At 33.7% G+C, this 26,246-nt stretch carries 25 protein-coding genes and 1 pseudogene; 12 read left to right on the top strand and 14 right to left on the bottom strand.

Annotated elements, in window-relative coordinates; genetic code table 11:
* Positions 1 to 92: 92 nt before the first annotated feature.
* The 4 genes from LNQ81_RS09380 to LNQ81_RS09365 form a co-directional block, all read right to left on the bottom strand.
* Positions 93 to 2,081: a protein-disulfide reductase DsbD family protein gene (locus LNQ81_RS09380; RefSeq protein ID WP_229946157.1), complete on the bottom strand. Its 1,989-nt coding sequence runs from the start codon at positions 2,079 to 2,081 to the stop codon at positions 93 to 95.
* Positions 2,078 to 3,397, bottom strand: coding sequence for a tRNA lysidine(34) synthetase TilS (gene tilS / locus LNQ81_RS09375; protein ID WP_229946155.1), 1,320 nt, complete (start codon positions 3,395 to 3,397; stop codon positions 2,078 to 2,080). The genes LNQ81_RS09380 and tilS overlap by 4 nt, the downstream gene beginning before the upstream one ends.
* Before the next feature lie 213 nt (positions 3,398 to 3,610).
* Positions 3,611 to 4,666 (bottom strand): RluA family pseudouridine synthase, encoded by a 1,056-nt coding sequence (locus tag LNQ81_RS09370; protein WP_229946153.1) that lies wholly within the window; start codon positions 4,664 to 4,666, stop codon positions 3,611 to 3,613.
* Between the two features lie 29 nt (positions 4,667 to 4,695).
* Complete coding sequence (locus LNQ81_RS09365) at positions 4,696 to 5,331, bottom strand: PASTA domain-containing protein (RefSeq protein WP_229946152.1); 636 nt, start codon at positions 5,329 to 5,331, stop codon at positions 4,696 to 4,698.
* Positions 5,332 to 5,455: 124 nt separating this feature from the next.
* Here LNQ81_RS09365 and LNQ81_RS09360 point away from each other — a divergent pair, with 124 nt between their 5' ends.
* Entirely contained in the window at positions 5,456 to 6,439 is a 984-nt protein-coding gene (locus LNQ81_RS09360; protein WP_229946150.1) for a D-alanine--D-alanine ligase, read from the top strand.
* Positions 6,440 to 6,448: 9 nt separating this feature from the next.
* Complete coding sequence (gene coaD / locus LNQ81_RS09355) at positions 6,449 to 6,901, top strand: pantetheine-phosphate adenylyltransferase (RefSeq protein WP_121966343.1); 453 nt, start codon at positions 6,449 to 6,451, stop codon at positions 6,899 to 6,901.
* Between the two features lie 221 nt (positions 6,902 to 7,122).
* On the opposite strand, the gene LNQ81_RS09350 is transcribed toward coaD, so the two are convergent.
* The gene (locus LNQ81_RS09350) at positions 7,123 to 7,725 is read right to left on the bottom strand and encodes an NUDIX hydrolase (protein WP_229946148.1); all 603 of its coding nucleotides are present in this window, start codon (positions 7,723 to 7,725) and stop codon (positions 7,123 to 7,125) included.
* A gap of 7 nt (positions 7,726 to 7,732) precedes the next feature.
* Between LNQ81_RS09350 and pyrE the strand changes: the two genes are divergently transcribed.
* On the top strand, positions 7,733 to 8,374 hold the full coding sequence (gene pyrE / locus LNQ81_RS09345; RefSeq protein WP_229946146.1) for an orotate phosphoribosyltransferase: 642 nt from the start codon (positions 7,733 to 7,735) through the stop codon (positions 8,372 to 8,374).
* Between the two features lie 23 nt (positions 8,375 to 8,397).
* A complete protein-coding gene (locus LNQ81_RS09340; protein WP_229946145.1) occupies positions 8,398 to 8,790 on the top strand; it encodes an SRPBCC family protein in 393 nt (130 codons plus the stop codon).
* 76 nt (positions 8,791 to 8,866) lie between these two features.
* Here the strand turns inward: LNQ81_RS09340 and LNQ81_RS09335 are convergent, their stop codons facing one another.
* Positions 8,867 to 9,619 (bottom strand): hypothetical protein, encoded by a 753-nt coding sequence (locus LNQ81_RS09335; protein WP_229946144.1) that lies wholly within the window; start codon positions 9,617 to 9,619, stop codon positions 8,867 to 8,869.
* 981 nt (positions 9,620 to 10,600) lie between these two features.
* On the opposite strand from LNQ81_RS09335, the pseudogene LNQ81_RS09330 reads away from it, so the two are divergent.
* From LNQ81_RS09330 to prfH, 3 genes and pseudogenes are all read left to right on the top strand, one after another.
* A pseudogene (locus LNQ81_RS09330) lies at positions 10,601 to 11,881 on the top strand (IS1380 family transposase).
* 569 nt (positions 11,882 to 12,450) lie between these two features.
* Positions 12,451 to 13,842: an RtcB family protein gene (locus LNQ81_RS09325; protein WP_229946143.1), complete on the top strand. Its 1,392-nt coding sequence runs from the start codon at positions 12,451 to 12,453 to the stop codon at positions 13,840 to 13,842.
* 2 nt (positions 13,843 to 13,844) lie between these two features.
* Positions 13,845 to 14,465, top strand: a complete 621-nt coding sequence (prfH, locus tag LNQ81_RS09320; protein WP_229946142.1) for a peptide chain release factor H — start codon at positions 13,845 to 13,847, stop codon at positions 14,463 to 14,465.
* A 509-nt stretch (positions 14,466 to 14,974) separates the two neighbouring features.
* Here the strand turns inward: prfH and LNQ81_RS09315 are convergent.
* A complete protein-coding gene (locus tag LNQ81_RS09315) occupies positions 14,975 to 15,250 on the bottom strand; it encodes an ATP-dependent Clp protease adaptor ClpS (RefSeq protein ID WP_229946141.1) in 276 nt (91 codons plus the stop codon).
* A gap of 30 nt (positions 15,251 to 15,280) precedes the next feature.
* Complete coding sequence (prmA, locus tag LNQ81_RS09310) at positions 15,281 to 16,114, bottom strand: 50S ribosomal protein L11 methyltransferase (RefSeq protein WP_229946140.1); 834 nt, start codon at positions 16,112 to 16,114, stop codon at positions 15,281 to 15,283.
* A gap of 121 nt (positions 16,115 to 16,235) precedes the next feature.
* Here prmA and LNQ81_RS09305 point away from each other — a divergent pair, with 121 nt between their 5' ends.
* Entirely contained in the window at positions 16,236 to 17,468 is a 1,233-nt protein-coding gene (locus LNQ81_RS09305) for a porin (RefSeq protein ID WP_229946138.1), read from the top strand.
* A gap of 150 nt (positions 17,469 to 17,618) precedes the next feature.
* Positions 17,619 to 18,098, top strand: a complete 480-nt coding sequence (locus LNQ81_RS09300) for a hypothetical protein (protein WP_229946136.1) — start codon at positions 17,619 to 17,621, stop codon at positions 18,096 to 18,098.
* 43 nt (positions 18,099 to 18,141) lie between these two features.
* Here LNQ81_RS09300 and LNQ81_RS09295 read toward each other — a convergent pair whose 3' ends face one another.
* The 6 genes from LNQ81_RS09295 to LNQ81_RS09270 all read right to left on the bottom strand — a co-directional run bounded on the left by LNQ81_RS09295 (position 18,142) and on the right by LNQ81_RS09270 (position 23,464).
* Positions 18,142 to 18,381, bottom strand: coding sequence for a hypothetical protein (locus tag LNQ81_RS09295; protein ID WP_229946134.1), 240 nt, complete (start codon positions 18,379 to 18,381; stop codon positions 18,142 to 18,144).
* Between the two features lie 85 nt (positions 18,382 to 18,466).
* Entirely contained in the window at positions 18,467 to 19,633 is a 1,167-nt protein-coding gene (gene lysA / locus LNQ81_RS09290; RefSeq protein WP_336245916.1) for a diaminopimelate decarboxylase, read from the bottom strand.
* A gap of 17 nt (positions 19,634 to 19,650) precedes the next feature.
* Positions 19,651 to 20,970, bottom strand: a complete 1,320-nt coding sequence (locus LNQ81_RS09285; RefSeq protein WP_229946131.1) for an aspartate kinase — start codon at positions 20,968 to 20,970, stop codon at positions 19,651 to 19,653.
* A gap of 359 nt (positions 20,971 to 21,329) precedes the next feature.
* A complete protein-coding gene (locus LNQ81_RS09280; RefSeq protein WP_229946129.1) occupies positions 21,330 to 21,992 on the bottom strand; it encodes a hypothetical protein in 663 nt (220 codons plus the stop codon).
* Positions 21,993 to 22,139: 147 nt separating this feature from the next.
* Entirely contained in the window at positions 22,140 to 22,583 is a 444-nt protein-coding gene (locus LNQ81_RS09275) for a hypothetical protein (RefSeq protein ID WP_229946127.1), read from the bottom strand.
* 53 nt (positions 22,584 to 22,636) lie between these two features.
* Positions 22,637 to 23,464 (bottom strand): siderophore-interacting protein, encoded by an 828-nt coding sequence (locus LNQ81_RS09270; RefSeq protein ID WP_229946125.1) that lies wholly within the window; start codon positions 23,462 to 23,464, stop codon positions 22,637 to 22,639.
* A gap of 437 nt (positions 23,465 to 23,901) precedes the next feature.
* On the opposite strand from LNQ81_RS09270, the gene udk reads away from it, so the two are divergent.
* Genes udk through LNQ81_RS09255 form a run of 3 tightly spaced genes read left to right on the top strand, consistent with a single transcriptional unit; the run spans position 23,902 to position 26,244 of the window.
* On the top strand, positions 23,902 to 24,510 hold the full coding sequence (udk, locus tag LNQ81_RS09265) for a uridine kinase (RefSeq protein WP_229946123.1): 609 nt from the start codon (positions 23,902 to 23,904) through the stop codon (positions 24,508 to 24,510).
* 17 nt (positions 24,511 to 24,527) lie between these two features.
* Complete coding sequence (locus LNQ81_RS09260; RefSeq protein ID WP_229946121.1) at positions 24,528 to 24,851, top strand: FtsB family cell division protein; 324 nt, start codon at positions 24,528 to 24,530, stop codon at positions 24,849 to 24,851.
* Between the two features lie 22 nt (positions 24,852 to 24,873).
* Positions 24,874 to 26,244 carry a methylmalonyl-CoA mutase subunit beta gene (locus LNQ81_RS09255; RefSeq protein ID WP_229946119.1) on the top strand — a complete coding sequence of 457 codons (1,371 nt, stop codon included), beginning with the start codon at positions 24,874 to 24,876 and terminating at the stop codon, positions 26,242 to 26,244.
* Positions 26,245 to 26,246 lie beyond the last annotated feature (2 nt).

Raw genomic sequence — 26,246 nt, 5'->3', positions numbered from 1 at the left:
TTATCTTATCTACTTAATGACATCTCTATAAACAATAAAAAAAGCCACGTGAAGTTCACGTGGCTTGTCTTTAAATATACTACTAGTAAATCTTATTTTACTTTATTAATTCCGCTTTCTAACCAAGCCTTATAATCTGCTACATCAGGAGTATATCCTACTGCTTCATTAAGACGGTTACCCTCTTTATCTAATACGATATAGTAAGGCTGTGCGTTAGCGTGGTAATGTTTCATTTGGAAATCACTCCATTTATTACCTACTGTTTTTACTTTCTTACCTGTAGTCTCTGAGATGTATTGTTCATTCTCTGGCAACTCTTTTTTATCATCTACATAAAGAGAAATAAGTACGATATCATTCTTTAAGATTGATAATACAGATGGATCTGACCACACATAATCTTCCATCTTACGACAGTTCACACATGCATATCCAGTAAAGTCAAGTAATACAGGTTTATTCACTGACTTTGCATACGCCATCCCTTTTTCATAATCAGTAAAAGCAACGATATCATGTGCTCCTAACTTAGCTCCATCAGGTAACGCTCCTAGATCAACAGAAGCTCCACTACCTCCTTTTCCTCCTACTCCATACGGACTTTCAGAATAGGTCATCGGTGGTGGGAAACCTGAGATAATCTTAAGCGGTGCTCCCCATAAACCAGGAATCATATAAACCGTAAATATAGATACGAACAACGCCATAAATAATCTACCTACTGATATACTGTCTGTAGGGCTATCATGGGGTAATCTGATTTTACCTAATAAATATAGTGCCCATGCTCCGAAGATTACTATCCAGATCGCTAAGAATACTTCTCTCTCTAACCAATGCGCTTGTAATACAAGATCAGCATTAGATAAGAATTTGAATGCTAAAGCTAACTCTAAGAAACCTAAAGATACCTTCACTGTGTTTAACCACCCTCCTGAACGTGGCATAGAATTTAACCACCCTGGGAACATAGCAAATAACATAAATGGCAACGCTAATGCTAATGAAAATCCTAACATTCCTACGATAGGTGCTATACCTCCCTTAGATGCTGCCTCTACTAATAGTGTTCCTACGATAGGTCCAGTACATGAGAATGACACGATAGCTAGTGCTAATGCCATAAATAAGATACCTATTATACCTCCTCTGTCTGCCTGTGAGTCTACTTTATTAGCCCACGAGTTAGGTAACATAATCTCAAATGCTCCTAAGAATGAAGTAGCGAAGATTACTAATAATAAGAAGAAGATAATATTAAAATACACATTCGTAGAAAGTGCATTTAATGAATCTGCTCCAAATACTGCAGTCACTATTGTTCCTAGTATAACATAGATAAGAATAATAGATAGTCCGTATATAATAGCATTCTTAATTCCCTTCGCTCTAGTCTTAGACTGTTTAGTAAAGAAACTTACAGTCATAGGAATCATAGGAAATACACATGGTGTAAGTAATGCAGCAAATCCAGATAAAAATGCCAAGAAGAATATTGTGAATAATCCTTTCTTCTCTTCTTTATTAACAGGCGTTGTTGCTTTTGCTTCTCCTGAAGTATCCTCTGTAGCCTTAGTATCTACAGCAGTAGTTGCTATTTCTTCGAAGTTCTTCACTTCTCTTGTAGTCAGTGTTTTTAAGTCATAAACAAATAAGTTACTCTGACTAATACACATCTCTTCACATACCTGATAAGCAAGCTCTACTTGAATATTCTCAGTTTCTCCATTTGTTATCTTAATATTCTGAACAAGTCGAGCAGTATCCACAAAATAAATTTCATCTACTCCAAACACGTCATTAAATGAAGTCTTTGTTTCGCTTTCTTTTGCCTTACCTTCTAAAGTATAATTTCCTTCTTGGTTATTATAAATAAACTCTAAAGGTAGAGACCCTCCTTCTGGATTATACTGTGAGTATAAGTGCCAGTTCTTCTCTATCACAGCATCCCATGTGATAGTGTATTCAGTGTCAGACTTTTTCTCTATTTTAGATTGCCACTTTGCGGGATTCGCTAATTGCGCTTGAACCGATATAAATGACAATAAAAAAAGTAGCAAATAAGCTAATTTTCTCATAGTTTAATTTGAATTTTAATAATGTTTGTTGTTGTATCTTTTACCTTAAATCGTTCATCCATTCGACTACCGATAACCCATACAATATTTTCATTAGTACACAAAAGCCAAGTATTCTCTTTGTCAAACTGACTAAACTTTTCGTCTTTAAAGAACTTACTCACTTTCTTCGTGCCATGCATCCCAAAAGGGATAAACTTATCGCCACTTCTATATTTGCGTATTATCAATGGAAACTCTAATAGATCTCCATCTACATAAATAATCGAAGTATCTGTTATTAACTCTTTTTCTTCATAAGGTGTTGTACTGATCGTTAGTGGTTGGGTTAATGTTTGTTTGTTCTCTAAATAATATATTTGTTCTTTATTCTCTTCTTCTATAGAACGAGGTTTCACTATAAACTCTACTCTGTTCTTTAACAACACATACGTAGGTGAATAAATCATCTTCCCTGAGGTAGCCTCTATTAACTCTACTATATCCTGCCATGCTGTAAATCCCATTGGCGACAGCCACTTATACAAATAAGCTTTAGGATTAGACAGTGCTTTTAATTTCTCTAAGTTTATACTTAACTCTCCATCACCCTTCTCTGTTATTACTTGACTATAATAATATTTACTTGCATCTTCACTTAAATCTACTGACTGCTGTAAATACTCCATCGTCTGCATAAACGATTGGTTAAAATGTGCATTTGTATCCTTAAGCAAAGGCAATATATTCTTGCGAATCTTGTTGCGCAAATATTTAGTTTGGCTATTGGTAATATCTTCTCTCCAGCCTATCTGATGTTCACTTTCGTAATTAACAATATCCTCTCTCGTAAATGGCAATAACGGTCTTCTGATATATCCATTCCTTGCAGGTATTCCTAATAATCCTTCTATTCCAGTTCCCCTAGATAAGTTGATTAAGAATGTCTCCATCGAATCGTCTAAGTGATGCGCTGTCAGTAAATAGGTTTTATTCTCCTGCTCTGCTAACTCCTTAAACCAGTTATAACGCAGTTCACGTGCTGCTATCTGTATAGATACTTTATGCTTTTCGGCATACTGTTCTGTATCGAACTCTGCTACGAAAACAGGAATACCTAATTGAGCTCCAAATTCTTCTACAAACTTTTGATCACCATTACTATCTTCTCCTCTCAAATGAAAGTTACAATGTGCAATAATTATATCTAGTCCTAATCTATGACATAAATGTACTAAGACTATACTATCTATTCCCCCACTGACAGCTAATAACAATGGATGATCTAATAACTCTGTGAAGTTATTCTCTATGTGCTCTTTAAATTGATTAAACATTTTATCCTAAAGTCAACAAAGTAACTAAAATAATTTAATTACTCTTCCCTATTTTATTTTTTTTTAACCCAAAATAAGACTGTCTACAACATTTCGTAATAGATTTTGCAATGAAATAGTTTGAATAATATACAAATAAAAATAGCCTCATCGTTTGATGAAGCTATTTTTAATTTATATCCTAAATATACTTAAAGCGCATAAGGCAGTAACTTACATATTATCTACTCTATTACCGAAGTTAGAAGCTTGCGCATACGTTCTCCATTTCTCAATACACTCTACCATATCTGTAGGTACTTCAGAGTTAAATGTCATTCTCTCTTTAGTAATAGGATGTGTAAATCCTAGAGTTTTAGCGTGTAGCGCTTGTCTTGGTAATACAGAGAAACAATTATCTACAAACTGCTTATACTTAGTAAATGTAGTTCCTTTCAAAATTAAGTTACCTCCATAACGTTCATCATTAAATAAGGTATGTCCGATGTATTTCATATGAACACGTATCTGATGTGTACGTCCTGTCTCTAATCTACATGATACTAATGTCACATATCCTAGACGCTCTAATACCTTATAGTGCGTTACAGCCCATTTACCCATATTCTCATCTTCGAAAGCAGCCATCTGCATTCTATCCTTAACGTGACGTCCGATATAACTTTCTATAGTTCCTTCTTCCTCTTCTACGTTACCCCATACCATCGCTACATACTCACGCTCTGATGTCTTCTCAGCAAATTGCTTTTGAAGTTCTGTCATCGCCCATTCTGTCTTTGCTACTACTAATAGTCCGCTTGTATCTTTATCGATACGGTGTACTAATCCTGGTCTTTCACTACTGTTAAGAGGTAAGTTCTCGAAGTGGTATGCCAGCGCATTCACTAACGTCCCAGTATAATTACCATGACCTGGATGAACTACTAGTCCTGCAGGCTTATTCACCACTAATAACGAATCATCTTCATATACGATATCTAGTGGAATATTCTCAGGTATAATGATATTCTCGAATGGTGGTTGTTTCATCAACACACGCACTACATCATTTGCCTTCACTTTATGGTTAGACTTTACTGGCTCTTCATTCACGAATATATTACCATTCGCAGCAGCTTGTTGGATCTTATTACGAGTAGCATTTTCTACTAGGTTCATAAGGAACTTATCTACTCGTAAAGGCGCTTGTCCTTTACCTGCTTCAAATCTATGATGCTCAAACAACTCATTCTCTAAGTCATCGAACATTTCTACATTATCTTCTTGCATTAATCTTATTTAAATCTTTTTAAATCTTTTTAAAAATCAAACTCATTAGAAGTGTTTGAACCACTATTTGTATCATCTACAGCAGGTGCTACATCTAATTCCTCTTCAGACAATCCTGCTCTACCATCTCCTAGTACAAAATCTACTCTAGAATCTTTTGCCACTTTATCTCCTTCGTTTAAAGCTCTACCATTCTGGTACACCTTTAATACAACATCCTTGCCAATAAAAGTTTGGTATGAAATAGTTCCTTCTTTTAACCCCAGTGCCTGAATAGTAGATAATGCCTGACGATGTGTCAACTCTTCTAATTTAGGCAACTTCACACTACCATAACCGGAAGCATTTATCTTTACATATATTTTTCTATTTGTCTTTACTCCTGTCTTAGGTGCTGGATCTTGTTCAAGAATACTCAATGGTGGAAAATCCTTATCATAGTCCAATGTATCCAAGATCACCATATCTAGATCATTCTTCTGTAACAACTGTATTGCTTGGTCTGTATCTAATTTTATCAAGTTTGGAACCTCTATTTTTTCTCCATGGTTAGTAGTATGCGCTAACCACTTAAGCGTTAAAAACACACCTAGTACCACGATAATAAATGCCGCAGCTAGAGAAAAGAAAAAAGGTTTACTTTTTAAAAAATCAGTTAATTTCATATCTATTAATTTTGAACAAAGATATAAAATCGAAAACATTTTTTGTTTCTATGTTTTATTATAAATTTGTTTTAAACAAATACAACGTACCAAAACGTAGTAAAGTATTAAAATTTAGCTCTATATGAAGCACGTAGCAGTAATAATGGGAGGATATTCTAGTGAGTATAAAATCTCACTAAACAGTGGTAAAGTAGTATGTAATACACTTGACCGTTCTAAATACATCCCTTACCCTATCCATATATTTGAAGATAAATGGGTATATGTAGATGAAAACAATGAAGAGTTCGCTATCGATAAAAATGATTTCTCTGTACAATACAAAGGAAACAAAATAACGTTTGATGTCGTATTTAATGCGATACATGGTACTCCAGGTGAAGATGGATTAATGCAAGCTTATTTTGCATTAATTAATATGCCACATACTTCTTGTGATTATTACCAAGCAGCACTGACAATGAACAAAAGAGATATGCTATCTGTATTAAAACCTTTTGGAATAAAAACAGCTATTTCTTATTACTTAAACCAAGGTGATGTTATTAATACGGAAGATATTATTCAACGTGTGGGATTACCTTGTTTCGTAAAGCCAAACCGCTCAGGTTCTAGTTTTGGAATCTCTAAAGCTAAGACTACTGAAGAACTTCTTACTGCTATAGAAGTAGCTTATAAAGAAGACAATGAGATTATTATCGAAAGCTTCTTAAACGGAACAGAAGTATCTGTAGGTGTGATTAATTACAAAGGAGAAATTAAGGTATTGCCTATGACAGAAATAGTTTCTGAAAATGATTTCTTTGATTACGAAGCAAAATACTTAGGTAAATCTCAAGAAATCACTCCTGCTAGAATAGACGACACCACTAGAGATACAATAGCTGAAATAGCAGGTAGAATCTATAGTATACTTAATATGTCAGGGTTCTCACGTAGTGAGTTTATCATCGTAGATGGTATACCATTCTTATTAGAGATGAATACAGTACCAGGACTAACTAATGAGAGTATTTTACCTCAACAGTCACAGGTAGCTGGTATTCCATTAGCAGATTTGTTTGACAATGCAATTGTTTTAGCTTTACAAAAGCAAACCAAATAATACAGAATTATGAGAAGAGCAGTCTTACCGGGTTCTTTTGATCCTATTACTAATGGACACTGTGATATAATAAGAAGAGCTATACCTCTATTTGACGAAATCATCGTCGCTATAGGTGTTAACTCTGATAAGAAATATATGTTCACTCTAGAAGAGAGAAAGAAATTTATTGAAGATACTTTTAAAGACGAACCGAAGATTAAAGTAGCTACTTATGAAGGGTTGACTACTGACTTCTGCTTTAAAGTAGATGCCCAGTTTATCCTAAGAGGACTAAGAAATCCTGCGGACTTTGAGTTCGAAAAGGCGATAGCACATACTAATCGCTTTTTAACGAAGTTAGAGACCGTATTCTTACTTACAGCTGCTAGTACTTCATTTATTAGCTCAAGCATCGTTAGAGACGTTATACGCAACAAAGGTGACTATTCTAAATTAGTTCCTTCTACAGTAAAATTATAACCCTAAATATCAAAAAAGCCTATCTAGTTTAAACTAGATAGGCTTTTTTTGATACTATTTATTATACTTTAATCAATTGGCAGTCAAATTTATTGCACAATACCTGCAGATTACTTGATGTTTACTGCCCAGACAAGTCCTTTTCAGCAAGAATACCTCTAGTATTGGGCACGTATATTTCTATATAATTCAAAACGGATTGATTATATCGATTATATGCTCTAATCTAAAATACCCAACTCATCTACTAGCAATTTAATATTCTCATAAGAGTTATTCATTGCTTCTCTGATTTGTTCTTTATTTAGCCAAGCTACTTGCTCGATATCTTCTTCTATCTGCCCTACTAATGAACCGTCAAAATCAGAAGTCATTTCATACCAAGTGGTAATCTTTAGCTTATACTTGCCGTTGCGTTTAAAGATATGATAAGTCTTAGGTAGTTTGCGTACTATTTTTAATTGAGACACCCCTGTTTCTTCTTCTACTTCTCGTATAGCCGTCTCCTCCATCTCTTCTCCTTTCTCTATTCCTCCTTTAGGTAAATCCCATTTACCTCCTCTAAGAATAAATAATACTTCTCCCTTGGGATTAAACACAACTCCTCCTCCTGCTTTCTGCACTGGAATCTTCTCTTTTATCTTTTTTAGAATCTCTTTTTCGTCTGGATGATATAAAAAAGCCTTATCAATTTTATTTTGAAAATATTTAATGATAATTTTGTCAATATCGACGCTATCTAATAAGAACAGTTGAAAATCGGTTTCTTTCTCGATTTTATCTGTTAAGAACAATGGTTTGTCGTTTACAAAAACTTTATACATTTGTATTATGATTTTTAATAAAGAAACAGCACACAAAACTGCCGAGTCACTTCTGCAAATTAACGCAATTAAATTAAATCCTAAAAATCCTTTTACATGGGCTTCAGGATGGAAATCTCCAATTTATTGTGATAACCGTATTACATTGTCTTATCCTGAGATTAGAAAATTCTTACAAAAAGAATTTGCTGAAAACATTGTAGCCAAATATGGCAAGCCTGATGTTATCGCTGGTGTAGCTACTGGAGCTATCGGTATTGGGTTATTAGTAGCAGAAGCATTAGAACTACCTTTCGTATATGTACGACCTGAACCTAAAAAACACGGTAGACAAAACCAAATCGAAGGACAATTAGAAACTGGTAAATCAGTAATCGTCATCGAAGACCTTATCAGTACTGGTAAAAGTAGCTTACAAGCTGTAGAAGCATTAAAAGAAAATGGAGCAAATATCTTAGGGATGGCTGCTATCTTCACATATGAATTCCAAGTAGCGGAAGACAACTTTAAACATGCAGGTATAGAACTTACCACACTAAGTAACTATACTTCTTTATTAGAAAACGCAGTAAACCAAAAATACATTTCAGACGGTGATCTTGAAACGCTACAGGAGTGGAGAAAGAACCCTTCTGAATGGAACCAATAATAATATCCTAAAAAACAGAATATATGAACTTAGAAAGCCCAAAAGTAAACGTAGCTAAATCAGCTGAATATATTTTTAATGCGTTGACTGATGTTAAAAACTTCGAGAAGTTAATGCCTGAGTCTATTGCTAAATTTGAAGTAACTGGTGATGATTCTTTTATATTCGCACTTAAAGGAATGCCTGAAATCAAATTAAAGCAAAAAGAACAAACTCCTAACTCAAAAGTTATCTTAGGTGCTGCTAGTGAAAAGCTTCCTTTTACATTAACTGGAAATATCACTGAAGTAGATACTAACAACTCTGAAGTACAGCTTACTTTTGAAGGTAGCTTTAACCCGATGATGGCTATGATGGTAAAAGGTCCTATTGGCAAATTTATCGAAGCCTTAGCTGGAAATATGAATAAACTATAGTGACTAGTGTAACCAAATAAAAAAGAGCTGTCTCTAACTTTAGATGACAGCTCTTTTCTATTATTCATATTTAGAATTACTTAAACTCTACTTTATACTCTAATACTTTAGGATTAGCGACAATATCAGTCATAGAGAAAGTCTTTTCAAATGACTTTTTATCTTCTGCAATTTTTGCACCTTCAAGAGATACTGACTGAATAGGTTTATCAAAGTTAACTTTTAGTACATAACTAAACATACCCGCCATAGCGCCTAACTCTCCCATATCTTTAGCCTTATCTTCCCCTTTAGTAACCACTTTACGTTCAAACTGCTTCTTAGATAAACTATAGTTACTCTCAACTAATAAAGGAGGTTGCTTCTTACTATCCTTTTTCTTGTCTAACTCATTAGTCTTCTCTGTGATTTTATTAATGTTAATCAACGACTGGTTAAGGTCAGTGATATCTTTTGCATTAACCTTTAGATTAAAATCAGCCAAAGAATCCTTCATGTTAATCATAAAACGAACATTCTTCGTATTGTCAAACAGCTCTTTATTCGCTTTGATAATACTATCTTTCTTAAAGGCACCATTCTTCTCCTTAAGCATTGCGAAGTCTAGTATCTGATCAACACTTAGTTCTTGACCACTAATCAGGGCTATCTTATCCCCCTCTCCTTTAAAAATAGCATTCTTATCAGGAACACTCTGTAGTAGCTCCTTAAAATCCATTTTAAAATTATAATCTATTGCTCCATTATCTTTTACATATAATTCTTCTTTTGTCACACATGACTGAAGCGATAAGCTCAATCCTAAAAGGAATAAATAAATCTTTTTCATTTGTTTTATTTTTATACAAATATACTCACTTTAATGAATATTATCTTTACAATATCAAACTCTACCTGAAGGTTAATTTTTCTTTAATCCTTTGTTTACAATAATAATTGGATTGTTATATATTGACGTTGTATCAGTCAAATTTAGGGTTACAGAAGCTGTTCTAGAACGATATTCTTCTGTACTTATATCAGCTCCCTTAGATGGTTTAAAGTTTTTAATATCATAGTAGAATACATATTTATCTCCATTAAATCCGTCTACTGTCTTGAATATAACTTCTCATGTAGTAATGCTATACTCAAACCTACCTACATTAGGTATATCTAAATTATAAGGATCTACATTGTTTTTATAGCTATTAGTAGTTGTATCCAAAATTCTAAATCTAAATACTTGACTTATCTAAATACTGTACAGATTTATTTGGAGGATTCACGATAGAGTAAACATTCGAATCATATCCAAAAGCTCCATACAGCGGTATTATAACTGACTGTCTGATTTTAATAATACCACTTAATACCTTATCATTAGCAGTGGGGGAAAATGGCTAAATCAATGCTATATTACGTATATGAGCTCTAATCGCAGCTCCATCAGTAGACCCCGTAAATGCCATTTTCAGATTCTCAGGTGTCTCAATTTTTAAAGTCATTGTACCAGATCTAGTAGGACTAAATTGTTCTTTATAAAGAATATATCCTTTTTTAGGAATAAAATAATTCCTTAAATCCGCAGGAGCTCTACAGTGGTCAAATATAACAGATTTATTACCAATATATTAGATTGTTTTAATCAATACTTCAGCTTCACCTATTTAGGTGAATTCAATAAATCAAGCCCCTAGTAAACCATATTAAATCAAATGCTTATTAAAAATATAAAGCGCTGATGTAAAATAAATTACACAGCGCTTTTAGTTTTCAAAAAACTCACTTAATTTAGTAATTCTGACAAACAAAATTAATGAGATTTGATATGAGCAAGATAATAAAAAGTCCTAAGATACTAAACCCATTTGGAGGAATAAATTTCGTGTTTCAAGAAATTAATAACATAGGGCTACCTCAATTAATTGATAGTCAATTAAAAAAGCGTGGTTCTAAAGGTTTAGCTAACAGTAATTTATTTCTAAATTGGTTTGGCATCTTCTTTTGTGGAGGTAAGGTAGCAGAGGATATTCAAAACCATTTAGGAGATGTACTTAGTCAAGATCCCAATTTTACAAAAGTTAGTGCCACTACTTTACTTAGAGGATTGAATGATTTATCAGTCAATAATGAGCAAATTAAGTCAAAGGCAGATAATAACTATTGTTTCAGTATCAATAAATCTATGAATGATTTAAACATTAAGTTATTGCTAAAAACTAAACAACTTTTACCAGAACATTATTATGACTTCGACTATGATAATCAAATTATAGAACACAATAAGTATGATTCAAAACACACTTATAAGAAGACTAAAGGATATTTTCCAGGAGTTGCAACTATGGGGATAAAGTAGTTTATATAGAAAACCGAGATGGAAATGCAAATGTGAAAATTGACCAACATAATACATTAGCAAGAGCTTATAAGTTACTTGAAGACAATAAAGTTAAGGTAAATAGATCGCGTATGGATGCAGGCTCATATAGCAAGGACATTATAGAAGTTATCGCTAAAAATAGTAGACTTTTTTATATTCGTGCCAATCGTTCACAATGTGTTGCTGAACAAGTAAGAGAAATAGATCAATGGAAAGATGTTGAAATAAATTATAAGCAATATCAAGTGGCTTCGATAAAGTTTACACAGTTTTTTGAAGAGAAAAACTATCGCTTAGTAATCATGAGAGAAAAAAAGCAATTATCAACAATTAGACATATTTACAGGTGATAATTTTAGCTATCGTTCTATTCTGACAAACGATCATAAATCGACAGAATTACAAGTGATACAATACTACAATCAAAGAGGTGCTAGTGAAAAAATATTTGATGTAATGAACAATGATTTTGGATGGAATAGGTTGCCTTGTTCTGATATGAATAAAAACACTGTTTTTCTAATATTGACAGCAATGATTAAAAACTTTTACAACTATATGGTTGCCAAAGTTTCTAAAGTTTTCTCTGATATAAAACCCACTTCAAGACTCAAAAGATTTATATTTAGCTTTATAAGTGTGCCTTCTAAATGGGTTAAACAGAGTAGGCAGTATAAACTAACCTTGTATACTTCCAAGGATTATGACAAATTACAAATAATATAAGCGACTGATTTTTAAACAATAAAGAAATAACCTTGTCTTTGTTAAGTACACAGAGACAAGGTTATTGTGTCTATAATTGGTTGATTTAACTATCCTATCCTTCAAAAATACATTGTCACCAACGGACAGCCAGTATTTTCAACCATATTAACTGATTATTTGACCTGAAAAAGTCCTTTATAAACAAAGATATTTAACTGCGGATTTAAGGGTATAAATAAAAACAAGGTGTTATTTGCACAATTCAAATATTTTATGCAATCTTTGCAACGAATTAAGGTTTAACCATTAAAAAACGAAGAACAATGTTTGTACTAAATTATACTTCTACATCATTCACATCAGCAAGAATAGCTGGGGTGTGTCTTCGCGCTACTCTTATTTAAAATATCACAATTTTACATATATTAGAAAAGCCCGAAGATTGATTCGGGCTTTTTTTGTGTTTATTCCGGACCCTTAACGTCATTAAATCCCGAATTGACTGATAGATGCTAAAGATCATCAGTAAAAAACAGATCAATTGTAGACAGTACAATTGAACATTTAGTCAATTTAAATTTTACATCATGGGAAGGAAACTTTCTGGGAAAGACTTTATTAAAATAGGTTTTCCTCAAAACAATACAATAAACATCGCCTTAGGGCAAGTAAATAGATACAAGAAAAAAGAGAATAAAAACAGCATACTAGAAGAAGCTAAATTAGTACTACAGCATCCTGAATCCTATATGGGAGACGGTATCTGGGGCAAAGTAGCAGAGAGTATGATAAAGCAAGTAGAAGTCAAAAAACATCAACTCAATACGAATAGAGTACCATTCTCTATCTATGGGGAAAATGCAATAGACCAACAGACGAAGTATCAACTGTATACTGCTTTAAAATTACCTGTAGCAGTACAGGGCGCATTAATGCCTGACGCTCATTATGGTTATGGTCTACCTATCGGAGGTGTACTAGCTACTGATAATGCAGTCATTCCTTACGGAGTAGGTGTAGATATAGGCTGTAGAATGAGTCTATCGGTATTTAATCTACCTGCCAACTTTCTAAAAGGAAAAGACCATCAGTTGCTAAACATCTTATCAGAACATACTAAGTTTGGTATGTATGACACACATAAGATTAAAGCGGACCATGAAGTCTTTAGTAGAGAGGAGTTTAAGAACATTCCTTTTGTAAAGAGTTTATTAGATAAGGCATATAAACAATTAGGAACATCTGGTGGAGGTAACCACTTCGTAGAGTTTGGTATCGTTAGATTAACAGAGACTAAACCTGAATGGAAACTAGAACCGGGAGAATATATTGCAGTTCTTTCACATAGTGGATCGAGAGGTCTAGGGGCTAATATCGCTAAACACTATACATATTTAGCGACTAAGCAATGTCCTTTACCAAGTAATGCACAGCATCTAGCTTGGTTAGACCTCAACACACATGATGGCCAAGAATATTGGTTAGCAATGAATCTAGCGGGTGATTACGCGAAGGCATGTCACGATGACATCCATCGTCGTATTGCAAAAGCATTAGGTAAGCACATTGCTTTTACCATAGAGAACCATCATAACTTCGCTTGGAAAGAGGTGATAGATAATAAAGAACTAATCGTTCACCGTAAAGGAGCTACTCCTGCAGCGAAAGGACAATTGGGAATTATACCTGGATCGATGACTACAAATGGCTTTATAGTCGAAGGTCTAGGGAATACTGAGAGCTTAAATTCAGCTTCTCATGGTGCAGGACGCTTACACTCTCGTGCGGCATGTAAACAGAAGTTTACAAAGAGTGAGATAAAGAAAGAGCTTAGCTCTACTGGCGTTCAGCTCATCGGAGGTGGTATTGATGAAGCCCCAATGGCTTATAAAGACATCAATGCCGTGATGCAAGCTCAAAGTGAATTAGTAAAAGTATTGGGAAGTTTTACCCCTAAGTTTGTAAGAATGGATAAGTAGTTATGGCAAGATTTATTCAGATTACAGCAGGTAGAGGTCCCAAGGAGTGTGATTTTGCCGTTGAGAAGATTACACAACTTTTTATAGACGACGCAGTCAAATCCAATATTAAAGTTGATCCAATACAGGATGATACCGACGCACATGGCGCGTCGGTCATTATCCAAATCGTCGAAACGTCTAAAGAAGTTGATACTTTTTTGAGTACATGGTTAGGTACTATACAGTGGATTTGTGAAAGTCCATTTAGACCTAAACACAAAAGGAAGAATTGGTACATCGGTATCTTTGAAAACACTAGAGCAAATGATGCTATCATATGCAACAGTGATATTCAATACCAAGCTGTACGCAGTTCGGGAGCTGGCGGACAAAATGTCAATAAAGTTAGTTCAGCTGTGAGAGCTACTCATCTACCTACAGGTATTACTGTACTAGCAATGGATAGCAGATCTCAGCACCAAAACAAAAAATTAGCTACCGAAAGAATACTAGAAAAGCTTCAGAATATGGCATTAAATGAAGTCAAACTAGAAGAAAAGAATACGTGGCTAAACCAGACAAAAGTAGAAAGGGGTAACCCTACTCGTACTTTCATTGGTATAAAGTTTAAAAAAAAATAATTACCCTAAAGGGCTATCTTAAACCGATAGCCCTTTTATATTTTAACAGACCTCTACACTAATAGTACTCTGATTACATACTGATACACTCTGTATCTTAAATACTCAATATAAATACCTTATCTTGCACTCGTCTAATTATTTCTAATCTATTAGAAATAATTCACTCGTATTATAAAGGATAAAAAGTCTAACATAAACCTTATATACATAGACAGAAATTATCTCTACGATTACAATTTTCCAAAAATCCCCATACTATCTGTTCTAATAAACACTTTTCTTAATGAAGTTGTTATTTTATTTTACATTAATGTATATTAACTGCATAATAAATCCATAGTGACTCCATTAAAAAGCTTATTTCAATGGAGTCACTATGGACTCATTATGGACTCACTATGGACTCACTCAAAACAAAACACAAAAAAAAGGTTACTTCCTAATGGAAATAACCTGTTTTTTATAATTTTAAAATATCCTTCTTATGAATATTTCCACTAATCTACTTACATAATCTCAGCACTAAGGCCTGCGTCTAGTAACTGTAAGCATTGAGATTTAAGCTTTTTAAACTCTCCAGTCTTCACTGTACATTTACCAGTATAGTGTACTAGCATTGCACATTGCTCAGCCTGTTCTGATGTATGATCACATACACGGATAAGGGTTTCAATAACGTGATCAAATGTATTAACATCATCATTGTATAGAATAATTTCACTATTACCATTCAATAACTCTGCTACATCTACCTTTTCTTGAATCTTTTCTTGTGTATTCATAATATATATCTAATAATGTTTTTAAAAAAATTAAGCCTTTATGAACTTCAAAGATACCCAATTATTCTTTTCAAAGTTGTTTTCAAAAACTAAACCATTTTTATCTGCACAATTTTTAATTGCATTCATATCTTCTGTATAGAATCCACTGAAGTATATAGCTCCACCTTTATGCAAACTAGCAACATACTTATCCATGTCATTTAATAAGATATTTCTGTTAATATTCGCTAAAATTACATCATACTTAGGTTTCGTCGTAATAATAGAAGCATCTCCTTCAAACACGTCAATATTAGTACAGTTATTTCTAGTTGCGTTCTCTATAGAATTCTGATAACACCAATTGTCAATATCGATAGCATCTACATGTTTAGCACCACGCATAGCAGCTAATATAGCTAGAATAGCTGTACCACATCCCATATCTAATACCTCCTTGTCTTGCATATCGTTATTTAAGATTTGGCGTATCATCATAAATGTTGTCTCGTGATGTCCTGTTCCAAAGCTCATTTTAGGTTCGATTACGATATCATATTGAGCACTTGTTTTCTCGTGAAACGGAGCTCTTACATAACAAATACCTTCTACATCAATAGGATCAAAGTTTTTCTCCCATTCCTCATTCCAATTTACTTGTTCGATATCCTCTTTTCTATAAGTAATAGTAAACTGATCGGATTGCAAAATAAATATATCTTCTAATATATCTTCAGTCCACATTCCTTTCTGCACATAAGCACTTACTCCTGTAGCTGTCTCTTCAAAACTCTCAAATGCCTTTTCTCCTAATTCTGCTATAAGTATTTCTGTACCTAATTCTCTTGGTTCTATATTAAAATGATACCCTATATATTCCATATACTTCTTTTAAAATCCTATTACTTAACCTTTTGATAACATTAAATTTACATTGAAATAATAATGCTCATAAATCAATTGCAAAACTAATGTTATTTTTGCAGAATAAATACAACACACTATGAAAAAACTATTACACATTTTATTTTTGCTTTTGCCTACGCTAATGATAGCGCAGGAATTAAAACATGATACGAAAAGTAATGAATTAAAGTTAGAACAACTTCCTTACTACAGCTATGGTAAGGGACTAGGAATGACTTCTGCTGATAGTATCTTCCAGTTAAACATTCGATTTAGAATGCAAAACAGATTAACATTTAATGAGAATGACGGCGAAAAAAACACTTATGAAGGAGAGATTAGAAGGCTTCGTTTGAGATTAGATGGTTTTGTTGGTAACCCTAAGTTTCTTTACGTTATTCAACTATCTTTTGCTCCTAAAGATATGGGAACAACTAAAGATGGAGAACCTATAAACATCATACGTGATGCTGCCTTGACTTACCGTCCTAACGAAAACTGGAACTTCATCTTTGGACAAACTAAATTACCTGGAAATAGACAACGTATTAACTCTTCTGGAGCATTGCAATTAACTGATCGTTCTATAAATAACGCAAAGTTTAATATAGATCGTGACTTTGGTATACAGGCTTATTACCTGCACGAAAAGAAAAATGAGTTCGGATATAATATTAAGACTGCTGTATCTACAGGTCGTGGACGTAACTTCTCAGGGAGCGAAAGCGATAGCTATGCATTGACTGGTAGAGTTGAGCTATTTCCCTTGGGAAGTTTTTCAAAGAATGGTGCTTTCTTTGAAGGAGACTTAGCTAGGGAGGCAACACCTAAACTAATGCTATCTGGTACATTCCATCGCAATAACAATGCACAAAAAACGCAAGGACAAACAGGTAGTAACCTAAATGATCCAAGATCTTTTAACTCACTAATGTTAGATGGTATCTTAAAGTATAACGGATGGGCTGGTATGATCTCATATATGGATAGAACATTAGATGATGCCATAACTTATAAATATGATGAGACTAATAACAAAATAGGTACTTCAGCAGTATTTGCAGGTCGAGGTATGGATTATCAGTTGAGTTATTTATTCCCTAGTAACTATGAAGTAATTGGAAGAGTCTCTACTCAGAAGATGAAAGACCAATTATACGAAACACTAAATATGCCAAATACTACACAGTTTTCTTTAGGTGCAAACAAGTATTTATGGGAGCATACTTTCAAGTTACAAGCAGAATTAACTTATGATAAACAGAAATTTTATCAAGGTCCTTCTAAAAACAACTGGTACTTTAGACTGCAATTTGAAATAGGAATTTAATACAAAAAAGATTAAAAAAATAAGATAATCAAAAACATAAACACTAAATAATTAACTATTATTTAGTATTAATCCTAACCTATTATAACCTAACTTTAAGTTCTTAATGATTACTTTTGACCCATAGTTTAAAGCTAAAATCAATTAAGCATGAAAAAGATAGTCGTTATAGTAGGTTTTATTTTTGCTTACATATCAGTGGGGTGTGGTAATAATAGTGCTACTGCTGGCAATGCGCCAATGGAACAGCCGAATCTATTAACTTCCATGACAGCCGAAGATAGAGAGTTCAAAATTATAAATCAAGACCAAATTAATACTCTTAATAAGTCTATTATAGAACACAAGCTTAACTCTATCGAAATGATAATGCAAGAATATGCACCAGAAGATGTAGATGCTGAAGGGAACTATACTTACATCATCACCAAAGCTAATACCAATGACCCTAATAAATATACCCTAACTCTATTAGAGGATGGTATAAATGATGATTCTAAAAAGGCGTTAAAAGTAATAATGACGGTCGAAAAGAAGAAAGATAATTATAAAGTTATCAGTATAAAAGAAAGTTATCAGTGCTGGAAGAATAGAGGTCACCAAGATTGGGGAGCCGATTATTGCCAATAAAAAGTATAAAAAAAGCCAAGCTTATCGCTTGGCTTTTTTTATATTATGCTTCTACTTGTTCAGTTTGAGGCTCATCTTCTTTTCTTCCAATGTTCATATTTGGAAATTTCTTTTGAATAGATTTTAAAGCAAATTCATTAATCTCATTCATTGCTTCTGGTGAAGGCAATTTCATTGTTTCTGAATTGTGTTTTAAAACTTCCTCTAATAAAATTTGAGTTCTTAATAATTGAAAATTTAAATCAATTAACTCTCCTGCTACATCAATGTCTCCTAATGTCATTACTAGTATTTTTTTTAAAATTTATAATTCTTTTGTTCGAAACCAAATTTAACAAACTATTCTTAATATGAAACTATTTCGTGTGTTATTCTTTGAAAAAATATTGCAACTCTTGTCTTAAGTTATAACGAGACGACATTACTTCCCCATAAGCACCTGCAGATCGGACTGCGATAAGATTTCCTCTCTTTAACTTAGGTAATATAATATCTTTACCAAAACAGTCACTGCTCTCACAGATAGGTCCTACTACATCATACCTCACCTCTTCTTTAGCCGTAGTATCTTCTGTATGTTTATCAGATAATAACTCTACTTTGTGATATGCTTGATATAATGCAGGTCTAAGAAGCTCTGTCATACCAGCATCTAGGATAGCGAAGTTTTTCTTGATTCCTTCTTTGATATATAATACTCGGCTAACTAATGTACCACTATTAGCAATAATAGAACGTCCTAACTCAAAGTGTATCTGCTGATGTGCTCTAACTTCTAAAAACTCGTGGAACAAATAAAAGAAATTAGAGAAGTTAACAATCGCTTCTTCATCAGGCTCCATATAGTTTATCCCTAAACCCCCACCTAGGTTTAACACAGGCACATCATATCCTCGCTCATAAAACCAAGTATTCCATTCGTTCACCTTTAAACATAAACTCTTAAATACATTAAGATCCGTAATCTGAGAACCTACGTGAAAGTGAAGTCCTATCAATTCTAAGTACTCATTCGTATTAATAATCTCTATACAGCTCATCAACTCATGCTTCATAATACCGAACTTATTCTCATCAAGTCCAGTAGTAATATAGTGATGTGTCTTAGCATCTACATTAGGATTAATACGCAAGGCTATGCGGCCTTTTAACTGATGTTTAGCAGCCAACTCTCCTATCACTTCTAACTCCTGTACTGACTCAACGTTAAAAGACATAATCTGATGTTCTAATCCGATTAATATCTCTCTATCTGTCTTCCCTACACCTGCGAATACTACATCTGACGCTGAGAAACCATTAGCGATAGAACGCTCTATCTCTAATCCACTCACACAGTCGGCTCCATACCCATGAGCACTTACCTCTCTTAGGATACGAGGATTATTATTCGCTTTAATAGCGTAGTGTATATGGTATCCGAATCGCTCAGCAGCACTCTTAGCTACAGATAAAGTCTCTCTTAGTAGAGGTAAATCATAATAATAAAGAGGAGTCTCTAATCCCTCTAATTCTTTAATTATATCTTGTGTCATCATGATTACATCCTTAGTTAAAACAATCTATTGTGTAGTGATCTCATCGCTTCTAATTTGTGATTAGCAGGAACTAATATTGAGATATTATGCTCACTTCCACCATATGATATCATACGTACTGGCAGATGCTTTACTGCTTCTGATACTATCGTCGCATGTCCTAATTTATTGTTTCTAAAATCTCCCACAATACATAAAATTGCTTGATCTGTGTCTACCTCAACGTTACCAAAGTAGTTTAGTTCTTCTATAATCTCTTTTAAATGCTGTGTATTATCTATCGTCAATGATACAGCTACTTCTGAAGTAGTAATCATATCTATAGGTGTTTTATATCGCTCAAATACCTCAAATACTCGTCTTAAAAACCCATAGGCTAATAACATACGCGATGAATGAATACGTATAGCTGTGATACCATCTTTAGCAGCTATCGCTACGATCTGATCATTACTCTGTGTGTGATCAGAGATTAAAGTACCTGGAGCACTAAGTTCCATCGTATCTAATAGACGTACAGGTACATTAAAACGCTTAGCAGGGAATACACTCTGTGGGTGTAATATCTTAGCCCCAAAGTATGCTAACTCCGCTGCCTCATCAAAACTTAGATTAGCAATAGGCTTAGTATTCGGTACATAACGAGGGTCATTATTATGGAAACCATCTATATCTGTCCAGATCTGGATCTCCTCTACCTGAAGTACGGCACCTATCAATGAAGCGGTATAGTCAGAACCACCACGTCTTAAGTTATCAATCTCACCATAAGCGTTACGACAGATATATCCTTGAGTAATAAATAATACCTCATCAGCGTGCTGCTCTAACAATGCAGTACCCTGTGTACGGATATACTCTAAGTTAGGCTCTTGCTCTTCGTCTATACGCATAAAATCAAGTGCAGGAAGAAGTACAGAACTCACACCTATCTCTTTTAGATAAAAGTGAAATAGCGTAGTAGATAATAATTCACCTTGTGCTAAAGTAATGCGTTCCTCTACTGAAGTAAATAAATCGTTGCTAAATGACGTTAACAAATTAAAGTGATGATCTATTACGTCTGTCGCCATCCGCAGTCCATCCTCTGTTTTAAATAATTGCTTTATGAAAGTTTGGTAAGTAGCGTATAGGTTATCGATTAGTGTTTTTGCCTCCTCCTTTTTGCCATTAGTATAAGCATCAGCTATTCCTATTAAAGCATTAGTAGTACCTGATACTGCAGATAAAACTACTAAATGACGATCACTCTGCTGTGAATTAATAATCGGCAACAACTGTTGCATCCTGTCTGGACTTCCTACTGAAGTACCACCAAATTTTAAAACTTTCATATAAAATTAATTTGTTATTAAATCTATTTACTTCAAATCAAAAACCATACTACAATCTACTTTTGGGTTAAACCAAAAAAAAGGGGCTTGTCGTGATGACAAGCCCCTTTAATATATTTTAGTTTATATTCATAGGAAGACTGCTCACGATGTTGGACGTAAGTACTGTTTCTTCCCCTTCTTTATGATAGATATAAACATTTTGTTCATTGATTTGCGACAAATATAAATACTTTATTTAATATTCCTCATCTTTTACAACTTTTTTTGAATTAAAAATAATTGTATCATATTATTAATCATCAATAAAATAGCTATCACTAATTATCAGCCTTCAAGTTTTAAGTTAATCTTCACTCTTAAAAATACAACTCATCAAAATCTTTAATCTTAGACAGCTTTAAAAGTTGTGATAAGTCAATAGTTGACCACGTATCCACAAACTTCTCCTCCATATCTTCTCCTTTATCCGCATTAATATTCTCTCTATCTAATCGCTTCTTAGTAGAGAAATTAATACTCTTCTCAGACTGAACTATTGGTCCATAATGACTAGCACTATCATAACCTATTAACTCCATATCACCATTCTGACATCTAAATGTATAACTCCAATATCCATAACGACCGTGAGCATAATTTATATAAAGTTTACTATTCTTTATTTCAAAATATAATTCGGGAGCATAATATACTCCTCCGTCTTCATTCTCTGATGAAAAGCACGAATAGTTCTTAACGACTACTTCATAACTATCTCTTTTTTTAAAGAGAATAATAATACCTCTTCTATTCTTATCTACTATATCAGTATCCCATTGATTTGGCAGTAGCATATCTTTATCAGTTCCTTTTATAATCAAGACTACATCCTCCTGACTATCCTTATTCAAGTCTCCATACATTGTCTCGCTTAGACTATATCCCTTAGGTACGTATTTCTTAAAAGAATTATCTACCTTAGTCTGTGCTGATACTATCACTGTGCATAGTATCGCTACTATCGTTATTACTTTATTCATTATCATTATTTTACACAGCTAATTTACACATAATTACACTTACTTCTATATTCATACACTTATGCCTCCCTCAGTTCACTCCATAAAAAAAGACAAGAACGAAATATATCCGTCTTGTCTTCTCTAGTCATATTTATGGAAAACTTATTATTTCTTCTCTAAGATGTAATCGCCTAATTCGTTCTCATTCACTACATCACCTTCACTATCTAAGAAATGTAGCTTGCCTCCTCTTAGTAAGAATGCCTTAGCAGCACTGTACTCATCTTCTCTCAAGTATAATCTATCACCTTCTAATTCCCATTCACCCGTTTCATTATGCTCACCATCTTCTGTTACTACCTTATATGTATATACGTTACCATCTTTAATGACAGTAGTGATGTTAAGCACTTGCATATTCTGACCTTCTTCTTCCCAAGGATATACACCTTGATAAGTACCTAAGAAAGCTAACTGATTAGGCTCTTCTTGAGCAGTTTCTGTTATATGAGGCACTGTACTTTCTACAGTAGGTGTTTGATTATCCTTACATTGTGTTAATGTGATACCAAATAATACAAGTGACAATATGGTAATGGTTCTTTTCATAAATTTTAATCCTTTAAAGCCACAAAAGTATTAATTTCTTAAAATCATAAAACTTATTCTGCACTTGCCTTTTCTGCTCTACGATCTGCTTCAGATGCAGACTCTGCCTTACCGAACTTCCAATATGAGTAGGCATAAAGCTCATCCTTCGTCCAACTCAATTCTTTACGTAGGAAGTTTCTCAATTCTTTTACTGTATCAAACTCAGTAGCTACGTATCCAAACTTAGATACCTCAGCATTGTGCTCTGCAACGATTTCACGTACTCTCTTAGCAACAGTAGAGTTTTGTCCAGAAGTAGGATTAATAATCCATTCTATATTCACCTGTGCTTTAGTATAAAGCTCTTGAATATCCTCTGCACTCTCCACTTCTATTACCACATTCGCTCTCGCCTCAGTAGGTAATGTCTCAAGTATAGATCCCAATACAGGAATAGCCGTACCGTCCCCTACCAGCATATACCAGTCTGCAGTAGGATATAGTTCACTAGGATCACAGCCCATCGCTACACCTAATGAATCTCCTATCTGTGCGTTAATCGCCCAGTTAGATGCTGGTCCCTCATCACCGTGAGCGACAAAGTCTATATATAGTTCGTTCTTATCTAAGTCAATCCCTCTGTGAGTATATGTACGTACATAAGGTTTAATAGACTCTTCCATCGGTTTCCAAGCTCCTTTTTCGAAGTCAAACTCTGGTAAGTGCACCTCAGTGCATCCCTTTGGTGCGATGAATATCTTATTATTTACCCCAATAGTTGTGTCTTTAAAGTCAGACACATCATTTCCACTTAATGTGATACGAATATAATGAGGAGTAATATACTCTCTATTTTTTAACGTAAATACCTTGCGTTGTATGTTACCTTTCTTTGCCATATTGTTGTTTATTCTTTTATTCTAAGTCTGACAAATATAACTTATTTATTTAGATTCAATATAAACTAAGTAATTATTAACCTTAATTATCCAATACAGACCACGCATTGTCCAATAATAACAACTTCAAAAAAGATTCTTAAGATAGTCAGATATGATATTCCATTAAAAAACCAATCCCTTTAAATAATTTCAACTCAAAATAAACAACACATAAACTAAACTACGATCTACTATTATTTGATTTCATTTACTCTTTTAAGCATTTAGAAGAAGTGATTTATAACAACCTATTAAACTAAGCCTAGTACACATCATAGATATGCCTTAAAACATCATTAAGCTTTTAATAATAAAAGCTAAAAAATAGCCATTGATTAAAAAATGTTTCTATCCAAGATTATTAATTTATACTTTTGCTAAAAATATATTACAATATGCTTATTATAGGAATTGCAGGAGGTACAGGGAGTGGTAAAACTACGGTAGTTCACCAGATTATGAATGAACTGCCTGAAACTGAAGTAGGAGTTATATCACAAGATTCATACTACAAAGCCACTGATAATCTATCATTGGAAGAGAGATTGCTAATCAACTTTGACCACCCACGTTCAATTGACTTTGAATTACTAGTTCAACATCTTAAAGAACTAAAAGAAGGGAACAGCATAAACCAACCTGTTTACTCATTCGTAAAACACAACAGAACAGACGATTACATATTAACACATCCTCGAAAAGTAATGATCGTGGAAGGCATACTTATCTTATGTCATCCAGAATTACGTGATATGTGCGACATCAAAATTTTTGTACATGCTGATTCTGATGAGCGTTTAATCCGAAGATTAAAAAGAGATATTGCAGAAAGAGGAAGAGATATGATGGAAGTTGTCAATAGATATCAGACAACTTTAAAGCCTATGCATGACCAATTTATCGAGCCTTCTAAAGCATTTGCAGACATTATCATTCCTAATGATACTTATAATACTGTAGCTATAGATATAGTTCGTACAGTTATTAATGAAAAAATCGGTTAATTTACTATCTTTAGGCTATGAAAATAGTTGATACACTAAAAAGTTATAAATATATACACCTACTAAAAAACCCTTTTTTTTTAGTAGGTATTTTATTTGTAATTTGGATAACTTTCTTTGACAGTTCTTCTTATCTTGAACAGCAAGTTATAAATGCAGAAATAGATAAGCTCGAAGACAATAAGAAATACTTCGAAAAAGAAATAGAAAAAGATAAAAAAGCAATCAAAGGATTAAAAAGCGGTGATGCTACTGAAAAGTACGCTCGCGAGAATTATTATATGAAACGCGAGAATGAGGATGTCTTCATCATAGAGTTTGATTCATTGCCTGCAAAATAAGTTTCACTACCAACCAAAAATTATGACTAACCAATTATTTGAAGAATTTGATCAAGTTTCTTCTAAAGCGTGGAAAAATCAAATACAATTTGAGCTAAAAGGCGCTGACTATAATGAAACACTTGTTTGGGAAAGTCTTGAAGGTATCAAGGTTAAGCCGTTCTATCACAACGATGCGGATAATAGACCGATGCCTATCGAGACTCATACAAGCGAATTCAATATAGTACAACGTATCTACGTTTTTGACATTGAAAGATCAATAGCAAAGACTATTGACACACTCAATAGAGGAGCTGAAGTAATCTATTTTACAATAGACAATCCTTCATTAGATGCTACTACCCTATTAAATGCACTACCTAAGACTCACCGTTATGTATTCGTATGTAACTTCTTAGATACTGCATATATTCGTCAGCTATCTACTTATGCTAGTAGTAATGGATATGAAATACATATACTATTAGACCCTATACATCGCTTGACTACTGATGGCAACTGGTATACTAACCTAAACAGTGACTTCAGTATAGTAAGCGACTGTGTAAACATCGCTAATAATATCGCTATTCACGTAGATACTACTGTATATCAAAATGCTGGAGCTAATATGATTCAGCAACTAGCGTATGCTTTATCTCATCTAAATGAATACTATAATCGCATCGAACTCAAGCAGAATCCTGTCTTTATAGAAGTAGCTGTAGGTACTAACTATTTCTTTGAGATAGCGAAGTTACGTGCTCTACGCTTATTAATAGACACGCTTAATAAAGAGTACAATATCGAAACGAAAGTACAGATCATTGCAATCCCTACTAAACGCAACAAGACATTATATGACTATAATGTAAATATGCTACGTACTACTACAGAGTGTATGAGTGCTGTACTAGGAGGTGCTGACTATGTGAGTAACCTAGCGTATGATGCAATTTATCATAAAGAAAACGAATTCGGTGATCGTATATCACGTAATCAATTGTTGATACTTAAGCAAGAGAGCTACTTCGATACTGTAGACAATCCTGCTGAAGGGGCTTACTATATCGAAACGCTTACTGCTCAGTTAGCAGAGAAAGCACTTGAGTTATTTAAAACTATCGAAAAGGCAGATGGATTAATCACGTCATTAATTGAAGGTAGTATCCAGAAAAAAATAGTTGAAAGTGCTCTTAAAGAACAAGAGCTTTTCAATAACAGTAAAGAAGTCCTATTAGGTACAAATAAATATCCTAATCCTCAGGACGTGATGAGTCACGAGCTTGAGCTATTCCCTTTTGTTAAACAGAATCCTCGCAAGACTCTTATTATCCCGATAATAGAGAAACGCCTAGCTGAAAGCTATGAGCAAAAAAGATTAGAGGAAGAAAAAACAGCTAAACAATAAGG

It is taken from the genome of Myroides oncorhynchi (assembly GCF_020905415.1).
GTDB lineage: Bacteria > Bacteroidota > Bacteroidia > Flavobacteriales > Flavobacteriaceae > Flavobacterium > Flavobacterium oncorhynchi_A.
The sequence above is the reverse complement of the archived record's forward strand: the minus strand, read 5'-3'. Positions and strand labels throughout refer to the sequence as shown.